The 13,685-nt window shown below is 60.6% G+C and carries 12 protein-coding genes; 8 read left to right on the forward strand and 4 right to left on the reverse strand.

From position 1 onward, the window contains the following. The first annotated feature begins 19 nt into the window (after nucleotides 1–19). On the forward strand, nucleotides 20–721 hold the full coding sequence (locus tag HWX91_RS18830) for a sterol desaturase family protein (protein ID WP_028199324.1): 702 nt from the start codon (nucleotides 20–22) through the stop codon (nucleotides 719–721). 147 nt (nucleotides 722–868) lie between these two features. Beyond that, nucleotides 869–1,786, forward strand: a complete 918-nt coding sequence (locus tag HWX91_RS18835; RefSeq protein WP_028199323.1) for a sterol desaturase family protein — start codon at nucleotides 869–871, stop codon at nucleotides 1,784–1,786. A gap of 128 nt (nucleotides 1,787–1,914) precedes the next feature. On the opposite strand, the gene HWX91_RS18840 is transcribed toward HWX91_RS18835, so the two are convergent. The 4 genes from HWX91_RS18840 to HWX91_RS18855 all read right to left on the reverse strand — a co-directional run bounded on the left by HWX91_RS18840 (nucleotide 1,915) and on the right by HWX91_RS18855 (nucleotide 6,155). After that, nucleotides 1,915–2,577, reverse strand: a complete 663-nt coding sequence (locus tag HWX91_RS18840) for a hypothetical protein (RefSeq protein ID WP_028199322.1) — start codon at nucleotides 2,575–2,577, stop codon at nucleotides 1,915–1,917. A gap of 411 nt (nucleotides 2,578–2,988) precedes the next feature. Continuing rightward, on the reverse strand, nucleotides 2,989–4,308 hold the full coding sequence (locus HWX91_RS18845; RefSeq protein WP_028199321.1) for a chloride channel protein: 1,320 nt from the start codon (nucleotides 4,306–4,308) through the stop codon (nucleotides 2,989–2,991). Between the two features lie 113 nt (nucleotides 4,309–4,421). Next, nucleotides 4,422–4,847 carry a MarR family winged helix-turn-helix transcriptional regulator gene (locus HWX91_RS18850; protein WP_028199320.1) on the reverse strand — a complete coding sequence of 142 codons (426 nt, stop codon included), beginning with the start codon at nucleotides 4,845–4,847 and terminating at the stop codon, nucleotides 4,422–4,424. A 339-nt stretch (nucleotides 4,848–5,186) separates the two neighbouring features. Next, the gene (locus HWX91_RS18855; RefSeq protein ID WP_028199319.1) at nucleotides 5,187–6,155 is read right to left on the reverse strand and encodes a LysR family transcriptional regulator; all 969 of its coding nucleotides are present in this window, start codon (nucleotides 6,153–6,155) and stop codon (nucleotides 5,187–5,189) included. 130 nt (nucleotides 6,156–6,285) lie between these two features. Between HWX91_RS18855 and HWX91_RS18860 the strand changes: the two genes are divergently transcribed. The 6 genes from HWX91_RS18860 (at nucleotide 6,286) to HWX91_RS18885 (ending at nucleotide 13,661) form a co-directional block, all read left to right on the forward strand. Then, nucleotides 6,286–7,632: an MFS transporter gene (locus HWX91_RS18860; protein ID WP_028199318.1), complete on the forward strand. Its 1,347-nt coding sequence runs from the start codon at nucleotides 6,286–6,288 to the stop codon at nucleotides 7,630–7,632. Nucleotides 7,633–7,772: 140 nt separating this feature from the next. Next, nucleotides 7,773–8,837: a porin gene (locus tag HWX91_RS18865; protein ID WP_042276515.1), complete on the forward strand. Its 1,065-nt coding sequence runs from the start codon at nucleotides 7,773–7,775 to the stop codon at nucleotides 8,835–8,837. A 114-nt stretch (nucleotides 8,838–8,951) separates the two neighbouring features. Then, nucleotides 8,952–10,451, forward strand: coding sequence for an FAD-dependent oxidoreductase (locus tag HWX91_RS18870; protein ID WP_028199316.1), 1,500 nt, complete (start codon nucleotides 8,952–8,954; stop codon nucleotides 10,449–10,451). 4 nt (nucleotides 10,452–10,455) lie between these two features. Then, a complete protein-coding gene (locus HWX91_RS18875) occupies nucleotides 10,456–11,793 on the forward strand; it encodes an amidohydrolase family protein (RefSeq protein WP_028199315.1) in 1,338 nt (445 codons plus the stop codon). Between the two features lie 11 nt (nucleotides 11,794–11,804). Continuing rightward, entirely contained in the window at nucleotides 11,805–12,779 is a 975-nt protein-coding gene (locus HWX91_RS18880; protein ID WP_244144091.1) for an alpha/beta hydrolase, read from the forward strand. 39 nt (nucleotides 12,780–12,818) lie between these two features. After that, the gene (locus HWX91_RS18885) at nucleotides 12,819–13,661 is read left to right on the forward strand and encodes a fumarylacetoacetate hydrolase family protein (RefSeq protein WP_028199313.1); all 843 of its coding nucleotides are present in this window, start codon (nucleotides 12,819–12,821) and stop codon (nucleotides 13,659–13,661) included. Nucleotides 13,662–13,685 lie beyond the last annotated feature (24 nt).

A 13,685-nucleotide genomic window follows, 5' to 3' on the forward strand; every position in this document is an offset into this window, starting at 1 on the left:
TCACATACAGGAGACATCGATGAAATACGACGAGGACGTTCGCGCGCGCTCATACCAGTTTCGCGACGATTATGTTGCGGCCACGCCAGCCTGGTATCGCGGTGAACTGCACCTTGGCTTCACGCTGCTCTTCACGAGTGGCGTGATCGGGTACTGCTTCACGCAGCTTCATGCGCCCACGCTTGCCGAATGGATGGCGGTCATTCCGTTCTTTCTGTTCGGCAACTGGGCAGAATGGGCCGCACATCGCTACGTGCTGCATCGCCCGACGAAGTACTTCAGCATGATCTACAAACGGCACTGCGCGGTCCATCACAGATTTTTCACGCACGTCACGCTCGAATACAAGGGCCAGCGGCACTGGCGCGCGTTGTTGTTTCCGCCGTTTGCGCCGGTCGCGTTCGTGCTCGCGGCAGTGCCGTTCGCACTCTTCATCGGTTATGTATTTTCGCGCAATGCGGGGTATATCGCGCTGCTCACGATGGCGGCGTACTACCTGATGTACGAGGGGCTGCACACACTCTCGCACGTCACCGACAACCCGTTGCTCGACCGCGTTCCGTTCGTCAATACCGTGCGGCGCTTGCACGTCACGCATCATGATCCCGAACTGATGGCGACACAAAACTTCAACCTGACGTTTCCCATCTGCGACACGCTGTTCGGCACGCGCAGGGATGCGCCACGCACTGCACGCGAACCGCTGGTGCGCCGTCCATAAAGCGTTCCAGCCACATGACATGCGGTGAAATAACTTTCGCATAGCCTGTTGCGGGAGCCATAGCTAAAGTGCGCGTATCGGATGCGATGCACGGTTGCACGACTTCACCGCAGACGATACCCCGGCCACTACCGTTATGGCATCGTCATGGAAGAACTTGGAAAATTCACACTATTAGTCACGGCCTTCGTCATCGCCGTATCGATGGTCGAAGCCGTCTGGTTGACTCGGAAAAACCGCACTACGGCCACGCCATTTGCGTGGCACGAAGTGTGGCTTTCGCTCGCCGACGTTTTCGCGCGCAAGCTGCTCGCCATGCTGCCGCTATCGCTCGCGGCACCTGTGTTTGCTTTCGCCTGGGAGCATCGCATCTTCACGGTGGAGCTCAATAGCGCGCTGACAGTGCTGGCGCTCTTCATCGGTCAGGAATTCTGCTACTACTGGTATCACCGCGCGTCGCATCGCATTCGCTTCTTCTGGGCTACCCATGCCGTGCACCACTCGCCGAACCAGTTGACTCTCTCCACCGCGTACCGGCTCGGCGTGACGGGCAAGCTGACGGGCTCGGCGATTTTCTTCGCGCCGCTCGTGTGGCTCGGCGTGCGCCCTGAAGTTGTTCTGCTGACGCTTTTCATCAACCTCATGTATCAGTTCTGGCTGCATGCCACGTGGATACCGAAGCTCGGCTGGCTCGAGTATGTGTTCAATACGCCGTCCTCGCACCGCGTGCACCATGCATCGAATGTCGACTATCTGGATGCGAACTACGGCGGCGTGCTGATTATCTTCGACCGGCTGTTCGGCACTTACGTCGGGGAACGCGCCGACGAACCCTGCCGCTACGGGCTTGTCACCCCGACCACCTCACGCAATCCGTTCGTCGTCGAGTTCGAGCACTGGGCGACGCTAGTGCGGGACGTGGTGAAGGCGAAAAGCGTGTCGACCGCGATCAATCACGTAATCCGGCCGCCGGGCTGGACGCCGGAAGGCGGCGGCGAAACCACGGAAGAACTTCGCCGCAGGAGCGAGGCCACCCGTCGCGAGTGCGAAGTGCCTAATGGTTGACGAACTGGCGACTTGTGCGCGGCTAGCTTTCCACGCTCCATTCGACGGCAAGGACATGCCATATTTCGCGGCACCTGCCAGTCTGAACATCGAGACGGGAAAGGCGCCGAACCGGACGTCGTGGAACTTCATTTGCCGCCAGCAGTTTTGGCTCCTGGGCGGGTATTCCGCTCAATTGTGAGCACAGCCAGCAGAAGAATCAGGGCTGCACAAATTGCCAGCAGGACGCCCGCGTCAAGGTGATATTGGGCATTTTGTGCGGCGGCTAATGTTTGCAGCCTCGTGATCTCATCGAGCCGGCGGATTTTTACCTCGGCATATCGCCCCATAGCTGTCGCAACGTAGCGCTGTCTGTTATCCCACTCCCACGTCGCCGCGTGCCGATTGGCTTCGACTACGACGTTGGACAACTCATTCAGAAATTGCTGCCGATCCTGCTCCGGGACTTTCCCAAGCCAGCTATCGAGTACGGGTTGACTGGCCGAGTCATTGACGAGCACCGATTCGAGCGCAGCCGGGATCGCGAGGCCCGTGGCATTCGGAATCGCCACAAGGCTCGATGGGTTCAGGTCGGGCGATAGATCGTTGGCCTCCTGGGACCCCGCGATTGAAGAGAGTATTTCCTGCGCGCCGACAACCGGGTCGGAGACCGCCGGCACCGTACGACCGCCGGCAAAGCTCGCCCACACTACCGCGACAAGCGAAGCTAACGCGATACATAGGAGCGCGACGCAGATCAGGCGCGTGATGCCAAACACCAGACGTTTTTCCAGGATATCGATGACGGTCATATTCCTCGTGCCCATGAATGCAGATCGATAGTTGCTGGTTACTCGGGTCCCGCTCGTTATCGTTTCATGGAGTAGGAGAGCGTGGGTCGATAGCTTCCATGTGGCAGACACATTATTTCCATAAGGATCGCCAGGCTATTGCAGTGGCAAATATTCGAGCGGATCAGCGGGTTTTCCATCGCGCCGACATTCAAACGACTACCCCTCATCGCCACTTCCGTACCTGTTCATTTGGATTATCACTGTCCCCGCTGCCGGCGGGGTTGCTTCGTAAAACTACTCGTACAAAGGCGGGTATGCGCGGAACCAGACAGGACGTGATCGAGGTCCCGTAGTACATCCGGCGTGCGGTCTGATTGGCTGTGTGATGCATGGGTCCGCTATCGCTTGCACAGAAGATCGTTCCGGCTGTTATGTGCTCACCTCGGGCCTGCTGTAACGCTCGGATAACGCTTCGTAAAGTGCCGGCGCAAAAAGTTTTGATATCTGGCTGGCGATTAACGCGGTGGCCATGAGGGAGATGACGAGTGCGTGGCCGTCAATCATCTCGATCACGATGACAAAAGCGGTAATGGGGCTTTGTGTCACCGCCGCAAGATAGCCCACCATGCCAAGTGCGATCAGCATTGGCAACTGCATCTGGCCAAACAGCAAGTGCAACGCGTTGCCAATGCCGGCGCCGATCGCGAGCGATGGCGCGAACAGGCCGCCTGGCGCACCTGGCAGATACGAGCCCACCATCGAGGCCATCTTGAGCACCGGGTAGGCGACGCCCAGTTGTGCGCGTCCCTCCAGCAATGCGCGTGCTTCGGCATAGCCGCTACCAAACGTGTGGCCGCCTGACACCACCCCGATTACCGCGACGACCAGGCCACACGCGGCACCAAATGCCACCGGTCGACTACTGCGCCACGCACTCACCGACGCGGGCATCCAGCGTTTGGTGTTCAGCAGAAGCCAGCAGAAGACGCCGCCCGCCACGCCCGACGCAGCGCCGATCAACACCACCGCGACTGCCAGCAGATCTGGAAAGTGGCTGCCGATATTGATCGTTCCAAAATACGTATAGTTGCCTTGCAGGCCCAGCGAAACGACGCCGGCGAAGATGATCGCGGTAATCAGCACGCCGCTCGTGCGCTGCTCGAAGCTGCGGGTCAACTCTTCGATTGCGAATACGACGCCGGCAAGCGGCGCATTGAACGCCGCGGACAGCCCCGCCGCCGCGCCCGCGAGGGCTAGCCGCCGTTCCAGTTCGATGCCCCGGATAGCGCGGAACCGGTTCGGATAGAAGCGTCGCAGGTTGAACATCAGCGCGGCGCCCACGTGAATTGTCGGCCCCTCGCGGCCAATCGTGAATCCGCCGAGTATCGAAAGGAACGACACCAGAATCTTGCCGACGAGGATCCGGATACTCAGCAGACGTGGAGCAAGATCGCCGCGGTCATGGAGCGTGGCAATGACCTGCGGGATGCCACTGCCTTCGGAGCCGGGAAAGTAGCGCCGGGTAAGCCATACACCCAGAGCACCGATTGCCGGGGTGACGGGAAGCGGCAGCCACCAGTATCGCGCCGCATAGCGCAGGAATGTGTCATACCCGATGTCGATCAGCTTCGCGTAGAGAACGGCGATGAGCCCGGTCGCGATGGCGCCCAGCCAGAACACACCATAGTGCAACCATAGCCGCCGCGCGCGTTGTAGTGCACGTTTGTTAACAAGTTCTGAAATATGCATGCCGCCGCCGGAAACGCATCAGTAGGGTCTATATAGCACAGTGTGCCATATATTTGCATGGACCATACATGGCGTAGTGGCCGATGATGTTCTGCGAACGACAATATCTATGTCTATGGCAGTTTGGCTGGCTTGCCAAACACCCAGCCAAACGATGCGATCTCGGGCTTGTGCAGCGCCGCCAGCTTCAGCAGGCACCGTTCGCCCTTGGCGGTGAGGTGGACCCGTACCTGGCGCCGGTCCTCTTCGCCAGGTTTGCGAATCACCAGCCCGGCGGATTCGCAGCGCGATACCAGCGCAGCCGTGCCATTGGGCGCTGCTTGCAGTCGCTCGGCCAGCTCGCCTACTGTCGCCCACGATCTGCCGGGAAAACCTTTCACCTGGAGCATCAGTTGATACTGCAAAGGCGTGACCCCCGCAGCATGAGTGACCTCCTCGGAAAACCGCAGGAAGCAGCGCAGCTGGTAACGGAACTCGGACATCGCCTCCAGATCTTCCTTGCTCAGTGCCTCAGGCGCTTCGCCTTTGCGTGAAATCATGGGATATCCCGTCGTTGAATGAAGTGTAACGTCGCGCCCGGGCATCCCTTTGTTGCCCGTTGCCCGTTGCCGCGTCAGCAGGAGCGCGTTTAGTCAAGGTGACGATTCACCTGAGATCATCCGCGCCTGGTGGTGATTCTAAATTGAGCCGCTGAAAGTGTGAGGAAACTGGATACGTTCAACTGTAAATTTGTCATTTACGCGCTTGCCTCGCCCACGCCGATCTCCTGGTCGCGCGATTCGAGCGATTGGCCCGCGCGGTCTGGTTCGGATGGCATACGGTGCTTAACGAAAAAGCGTTTGCCGTTTGGATCCCGGATTTCCGCAAGACGCTCGCTGTCACGCTCGCCGCGACCGTTTGCCGGACGTAGCCGTTCCGTTGACCTCAGCCCGTTCGGCAACCGGCAGGGCGAGTGCCGTTTCCCGCAATAGCGCGCGCAACCAGGAGATGGCCGGGTCGCGTTCCTGATACTTGTGCCACTGCACCTTCTCCACGAACTTCGGAATCCTGATCGGACATTGCAGGATCCGCAGTGGAAACCGCTGTGCCATCTGAAGGGCTAGCCGCGTGGGCAGCGTGGAGATTCTCGACGTACCGAGGAGCAGTTCCGGGACCAGGGTGAAAGTCGGCGAAATGACATCCTGGCGGCGAACCTGTTTGCCGGTGGAGATCATCTGCGCGTCCAGGGTCACGCGCCTGCCGCCGCCCCATTCGACACCGACATGCGCCAATTCAAAATACTGATCGGTGGTAATCGTATTACCTTTGACCGGGTGGTCTGCGCACACCAGGCACGTAAACGTGTCTTCAAACAATTTCTCGGCAGGGTGCCCCGCAACCGTGTTGAACTCGGGTGCAATGAGCAGCTCCACCTCACCGCCTTCCAGATGCTCCGGCGACTGGGGGCTGAGCGCCCTCAGGTCGAACTGCATCAATGGCGCAAGCCTGGCCGCTCTTCTTACGACTTCGGAAAGAAACACGCTGATCACGTAGTCGGACGACTCTATCGTGAAGCGCCGCGTCGAGGTGGCCGGATCGAACGTCGGCCTGGCGCGTGTGATCGTCTGAATTTGCAGCAGAACGTCTCTGACAGGTTTGACGAGTTCCGTGGCTAGCGGTGTCAGGACCTGTGTCTTGCCCACCGGCACCAGCAGCTCATCTTCGAAGTACTCGCGCAGACGGGCGAGGGAGCAGCTCGTGGCGGGCTGGCTGAGAAACAGCCGTTCGGCTGCGCGGCCAACGCTGCGGGTGGACAGGATCGCGTCGAGCACGACCAGTTGGTTGAGATCGAGTTTGTTAAAACGCATCGTCGTATGACATTTACAGGGTAGATGCTCTGCATTTAAACAATAAATTTTGTAAATGTCTCGCGAAATCTATACTTGCTGCAAATAGCGGCCCTCTGCGGCGCGCACAAAACCTTCGGAGACAGAGAATATGGAGGACCGCCGTAATCGCCAGTCAATCCTGCGGCAGTGGGGGCTGGTTGCCTGCCTGACTGTGGTGAGCATGCTGGCCCAGATCGACAAGAACATTCTCGTGCTGATGGTGGGGCCGATTCAACGGGACTTCGGGGCGAGCGACGTCCAGATCAGCCTTCTGATCGGCGCGGCATTTGCGATTGCCAATATTGCGGTAGGGCTGCCCGCCGGCTGGCTGGCGGACCGGTTCAACCGGCGCGTTGTGATTGCGGTGGGCGTGGCGATCTGGTCGCTTGCCGTGGCTTCCAACGCAGTCGCGTCGGCGTTCGTGGCGCTCCTCGTGGCGCGAATCGTTGTGGGCGGCGCGGAAGCGTTGATCCCACCTTCGTCCTATTCGTTGCTTCGCGACGGGGTCGACGAACAACGCCGGGCGCGTGCATTGTCCGTGTACACGATGTCGCTGATGCTCGGAACCGGGTTGTCGCTCGTACTGGGTGGTCCGTTGCTGGGTGCAATCCAGTCCGCCGGTATCCGCTCGATTCCCTTCATCGGTACGGTCTCGCCGTGGCAGGTCACGTTGTTCCTGATCGGCATGGTCGGGCTGCCCATGAGTCTGCTCATTTTTCTTGCGCAGGAGCCGGGGCGGCAAGAAGAAGCATCCGCGGATGCGAGTCGCAGTCTGGCGGGCGTCGGCCGCTATCTTGTCGCGAATCGGGCGATATTTCTGCCGCTGACCCTGTTCGCCGTCTCCCACGCGATGATTACTTTCGGCCTTGGGAGCTGGATGCCGACCATGACCGCACGCCGCTTCCATCTGGGTCTGCGGGAAATCGGCCTGATGCAGGGTGGCCTGCTGCTGACGATGGGGCCGCTCGGTCTGTGGCTCGCCGGCATGGCGATGGATCGGAAGGGCGGCAGGAGTCTCGCGGGCGTTGCACTGGTCGGTGTGCTCGTGACGATCGCCGTGACGGCGCTGACAGTCACGATGTGTCTGATCGGATCGGTGAGCGCATTCTGGGTCGTCGACGCCATGGTGGTGCTGTTCTCGTGGACGTTCATGGCAGTCACGTCGACAGTCGTGGCGAAAGTGGCGCCTGCGTCGATAGTGGGCGCAGTCATGGCGATCGTCCTCGTTCTCAACGGGCTGATCGGACAAGGTGGCTCTCCCACGTTGATCGCATTGGTCAGCCAGCATGGTTTCGGAGGAAGCCCCGATGCATTGCCCCGTGCGATGGCGTCGGTATTCGCCGCTGCGGGCGCCACCGCGCTTTGGGCCGCTATCGTTCTCTACCGCACGTTTCTTCGACAGGGCGGCGTAGTGAACCCCGTCGCGTTAGGCGTTCACGTTGGCGACGCGCGATGAAAATAGAACCGTAGGCCGGAAGGCTTGCCGACGATCGCGACCGGCTATCGCGATCGGTGTGATCCCTGTTCGTGCTGCGAATCGCAGTTATAGCGGTCGTATCTGAACAGGGTTTGTGGAGGAGATCAGGAGACGTGGAAATGAAAACAAAATTATTAATTAGTATAACGATTTATGCGGCTATTTCAGGCAGTGCTTATGCCCAGTCGAGCGTAACCCTTTCGGGGCTGCTCGGAACCGGCATTTCGTACAGCAATAGCGCGGGGAAGGGCAGCAGTCTGTATCAGATGACCGGCTCCCATGCGGTGCCGTTCTGGGCGATATCGGGCAGAGAAGAACTGGACACGGATACATCCGCGTTCTTTCGGCTTAGTCAGTATGCTTTTATCAACAATGGCACGAGTTCGCCTTTCGAAAGCTACCTTGGTCTGAAATCCAGCAAAGTGGGGACGCTCACGCTGGGGTCCATGTACGACCTTCTTGCCGATCTTGTGCCCTTCACGTCTGAACGCTTCACCTCTTTCCTCGCGACTCATCCTGGCAACCTGGACCGGACCGTCGGTAATTCGCTCAACAACCTGATCAAGTACAAATCGCCTGTCTTCGGCGGCGCGCTTCAGTTTGGCGCCCAGTATGGGTTTGGCGAGCAGGGTTCGGCGACCAACACGGGTCGTACGGTTGGCGCAGAGGCCAGCTTCACGAGCGGCCGGTTCCAGTCGGTGCTGGTGTGGGAATCCGTAGACGGTGTGCCGTATGCGCCATACACGCGGTTAGGGGTGAGCGAGTTGTACGGCATTAATTTCGGCGCCAATCATTCGCGGACCGTTAGCCAGAACCAGAACACGACCACGCTCGGCGTGGCCTACGCCGGCGACACCGTGCGGGTGATGGGTAACTACAGCTATACGCGCTTGACAGCCGCCGGCCAGTCGGAAACGGCGCAGACCATCGACGTGGGCGCCTACAAGTACATCACGACGCAAATGCGCATCGGCGGCGGCTATTCATACACGAAGCTCGATACCTACAAATGGAATCAGCTTCACGCGCACCTCGACTACGCGCTTTCGAAGCGCACGAGCCTCTACCTGCTCAGCGTGTTGCAGATAGCAGGTAGCGGGCAACTGGCGGTGCTTCGGAATCAGGCGCCAGCGTCAACGTCACGACAACTGGAGATGGAAGTTGGGATGACGCATCTTTTTTAAGCGGAGGACGACCGATGGGCGCGTCTGGCGTCGTCGCCACACGAGTCCGGTCGGACCCGGCGTTACAGGATCGCGGTGCAGGATCCGAATCCACAAAGTAGACGGAGAAATACGATGCAGTGGGATGTCATAGTGGTCGGCGGCGGTCCGTCGGGCCTTACTGTCGCGGCGGAACTGGCGGGAGCAGGCGTTAAAACGCTGGTGCTCGAGCGACGCACGGAAGGTGTCCAGTCACGCGCCGGCACGATCCTGCCACGCGTGCTGGAGTTGTTCGACGCGCGTGGCATTGCGGACAGATTCATCGAGAAAACGCGCAAGATCGCCGACTACCCGTTCCGTCCATCCCACATCTGGGCAGGTTTCCATCCGATCGAATGGAAATATCTGGAAACGCGTTTCGGTTTCACGTTGGGGCTGCCGCAGAACCTGACCGAGGAAGTGCTGTGGGACTGGGCGGTGGAGTGCGGTGTCCATGTGCAGCGCGGCGCTGAAGCGCGGGACGTCCGCCAGCAGGCCGATGGTGTCGAGGTCGATGTGGCCGATGCCTCCGGTGTCATCTCGACGCTGCGCGCGCAGTACCTGATCGGCGCCGACGGCGGCCGCAGTACGGTCCGATCGAAAGTCGGCCTGCCGTTCGAGGGGCGTTCCGGTACGTTTCGCGGCATTGTGCTCGATGCCGAACTGAAGGCGCCGTGGCCTGGCGGACGGATCAATGTCGACAACGAAATGGGCTGGGTACGGGGCTACACGTTCGGCGAGGGCATTACCCGATTCAATATCGTGCACCGTGACCGCCGTCACGCGCCGAAAGACGAACCCGTCACGCTCGAAGAAGCGTTGCAGTGCATTCGCGATGTGCACGGTACCGATTACGGCATCGAGAAATATCGCTGGGCATCGCGGTTCGACGATCAGATGCGTGCGGTGCCGAGCTTGCGGCAAGGGCGCACCTTCCTGGTTGGTGAGTCGGCGCGTATCCACTACCCGGCAAGCGGCGTAGGCATGAATTTCTGCCTGCAGGACGCTTTCAATCTCGGCTGGAAACTCGCCAACGTCATCAACGGCGTGGCTGATGTGGCCACGCTCGACACGTACGACACGGAACGCCTTCCCGTCATGCATGCGCTGCTCGACAGCGTGAAGGCGCAGTGTGCGTTGCAGTTCAACTTCGAACCGGAGGCGGTGGCCCTCAAGCGCCGCATGCAGGAGCACATTGTTCCGTTGCCGGATGTGCAACGCAAACTGGTGCTGGAACTGTGCGGTCTGGAAGCGCCGTATCCGCGCGACACGGATAGCCATCCGCTAACGGGCCTGCGTTGTCCGGACTTCGATCTCGTGTTGCTTGACGGACGTTCCGTCGCGGTGACGGAAACCCTGCGCAGCCGGCACTTCGTGCTGCTGGATCTCGAGGGATTCAGCAGCCAGTTCGAAGCACTGGATGTGTCCGGCCTGCCGGTCACCGTGTTGCAGGCGCGCGCCGCGCATATTCCCGCCTCGATGGACGGCGTGAAGGCGCTGCTGGTGCGTCCGGATGGATACGTAGCGTGGGCCAGCACCGAGGTGGGGTGTGCTCACGAAGCCGCAGCGCAAATCGGCCAATGGCTGAAACGGTGACATCATGAACGAACAACGAACTCTGCTGACGGGTGGCTGGATCCTGAGCATGGACCCGGTGATCGGTGACCTGCGTAAAGGTGACATCCTCGTCGAGGGGACCGACATCATTGCCGTCGAGTCCCATCTCGACGCCCCCGATGCAGAGCACGTCGACGCGCGCGGCATGATCGTGCTGCCCGGATTTGTCGACACGCATCGGCACACATGGCAAACCTGCGTGCGCCATCGCTATGCGGATATCGATCCGCAGATTTACTTCGCCGAAATGCTGGGCGCGAAAGGCGCCGCATTCCGGCCGGAGGATGTCTACATTGGGACGATGCTCGGCGCCGTTTCCGCGCTGGATGGCGGTATCACCACGATGCTCGACTGGTCGCACGTGCAAAATACACCGGACCATGCGGACGCCGCTGTTCTGGGCTTGCGGGATGCGAACATTCGCGGTGTGTTTGCGCACGGTTGGCCGCTGGTGGACGGCGCGTCGTGGATGTTCGACAGCCAGCGCGGCCACCCTGATGACATCCGTCGTTTGCGCGAACGGTTCTTCTCATCCGACGATCAACTTCTCACGCTGGCGATGGCGGCGCGCGGCCCTGAAATGGCGCAGCGCGACGTTTGGCTTGCCGATCTGCAACTTGCCCGCGAACTCGACATCCGCTCGTCCATCCATATGGGCGCGTATGCACGCAATGCGTCCGTGCGGGCCATTGCACAGATGCATGACGCCGGCGTACTGAGCGACGACCTGACGTTCGTGCATTGCTGCTTTTGCGGTGCGGACGAGATCGCGATGATGGCCGACGCGGGCGTCAGCGCATCGCTCGGTGTGCACTGCGAACTGAACGCGCAAGGCATCGGCGACATTCCGCTCGATCGACTGCTGGCGGTCGGCATCCGGCCCAGTCTGAGCGGGGATACCGAAACCAAATGCTCAGGCGACATGTTCACGCAGATGCGGCATGCGTTCGCCTATTACCGTTCGTGGATGGGCGGCAACCATTCGAGCGTGGCGAACGCACCGGCCACGCTTTCGATGCGTGACGTGCTCGAATTCGCCACGGTTGCGGGGGCGCGCGCGAACGGTCTCGATCACAAGATCGGTTCACTCACGCCGGGCAAACAGGCCGACATCATCATGATTCGAGGCGACGACCTCAATCTCACACCGGTTTCCGACGCGGTGGGCGCTGTTGTGCTGGCTGCCCACCCGGGCAACGTGGACACGGTTTTTGTCGCAGGGCGGCCTGTGAAGCGGCATGGCCACATGCTGGATGTCGACCTCGATGCACTGCGGCAACGGGCGTTTGCGTCCCAGCAATACATTCTCGGCTTGCAATGAGAGACGTCGACATGCCTCTACCGCTCGATCCCGAACTGGCCGCTGTGGTGTCCGCGATGCGTGCCGCCAATGCGCCGCCGCCATTTTCCGGCACGCCTGAGCAGGCCCGCGAGCGAATGCGGCGCGCCATCATGGCGTCGCGCGAACGTTTTCAATTGCGCGTCGTCGGTGCGCTCGAAGATGCACTCGCGGAGTTTGGCGGCGCCCACGTACCGGTGCGCATCTATCGGCCACAAGATGCGCGGCCCGGGTTGGCGACGGTGGTGTTCTTCCACGGTGGCGGATTCGTGCTCGGCAGCGTCGAACTGATGGACGACGTTGCACGCAAGCTATGTCGGGACATGAACGCGGTGGTCGTTTCAGTCGACTACCGGCTGGCCCCGGAACATCCGTTTCCTGCCGCGCACGATGACGCGTTGACGGCCACGCTATGGGCTATCCGTAACGTCGCGGCCCTGGGAGGCGATGTGTCGCGCATTGCGGTGGCGGGGGAGAGCGCCGGCGGCAACCTGGCCGCTTCTACGGCCCTGACGCTGCGCGACCGGGGAGAACGCCTTGCGGCACAACTGCTCGTGGTCCCCGGTGTCGACCTGGCCCGGGACACCGCGCGGATCGAAGCGAAACGAAACGACTTCCCGATGCTGTCGCCATCGGACTTGCGCGATATCTCCCGGCTTTACATGGGGTTGAACAAGGCGCAGGCCGGGACCTTTCCGCCGTCGCCTCTGCACGCGGAGGATTTTATCGGGCTGCCGCCCGCCATGATCGCCGTCGCTGGGCACGATCCGCTTTGCGAGGAAGGGCTTGCGTACGCGGAACGTCTTCGTGCTGCCGGCGTTCCCGTGCAGGTGCACCGGTTCGACGACATGTTCCATCCATTCTTTGCATTCTTCGAAGCATCGGCAGCGGCGCGTCGTGCCAACGATGAGATTTGTCACGCCTTTGCCGCGTGGCTTCGGCAATACGCGTTGCCTGTCACTCAGTGATGGCATACGCGCTTTCATTTCAATGTACTGGAGATCGTTATGCGGTATGTGTCCTTCGTTAAGGATGGGAAATCATTGCTCGGTGTACGAGAGGGCAATGACATTCGTGTGATCGGGGATGAATCACTCGAGTCTCTGCTCACGCGAGGTGTCGACCTCGCTACCTATGGGCGCGATCATGCGGGTACGGAAGTAGTGAGCGCAGACGACGTGAGCTTCCTGCCGCCGCTTACCCGTCCGACGAAGATCGTTTGCATCGGCCTGAACTACGCGGATCACACCAGGGAGAGCAAGTACGAACAGCCGGACTACCCGACGATCTTCTTTCGCGTTCATACGAGTCTGATCGCCCATCAACAGCCGATGATCCGGCCAACCGCATCCGATTCGCTCGATTTCGAAGGGGAGATCGCCGCCGTACTCGGCAAGGGCGGCCGCTATATCAGCAAGGACGATGCGTTGTCCTGCGTAGCGGGCTACTCGCTCTTCAACGACGGCTCGGTGCGCGAATACCAGTTCAAGTCTCCACAGTGGACAGTGGGCAAGAACTTCGACGGAACGGGTGCTTTTGGTCCAGACCTGGTGACGGCAGACGAATTGCCGGCCGGTGCGAAGGGGCTGTGGCTCGAGACGCGTCTGAACGGCGAAGTCGTGCAGGCGGCGAGCACGGACGACATGGTGTTCGATATTGCCAGCCTGATCAGTATTCTGAGCGAGGCGATTACGCTTGAACCGGGCGACGTGATCGTGACGGGCACGCCGTCAGGCATCGGATGGGCGCGCACACCGAGACTGCTGATGAAGCAAGGTGACGTCTGCGAAGTGAGCGTCGAGGGCATTGGCACGCTGCGCAACGTGATTGCCGACGAACAGGCGGCCTGATCGGCCGTATCGGCGGACCGGCGG

The sequence above is a fragment of the Paraburkholderia fungorum genome (genome assembly GCF_902833645.1).
In the GTDB taxonomy this organism is placed as follows: domain Bacteria; phylum Pseudomonadota; class Gammaproteobacteria; order Burkholderiales; family Burkholderiaceae; genus Paraburkholderia; species Paraburkholderia fungorum.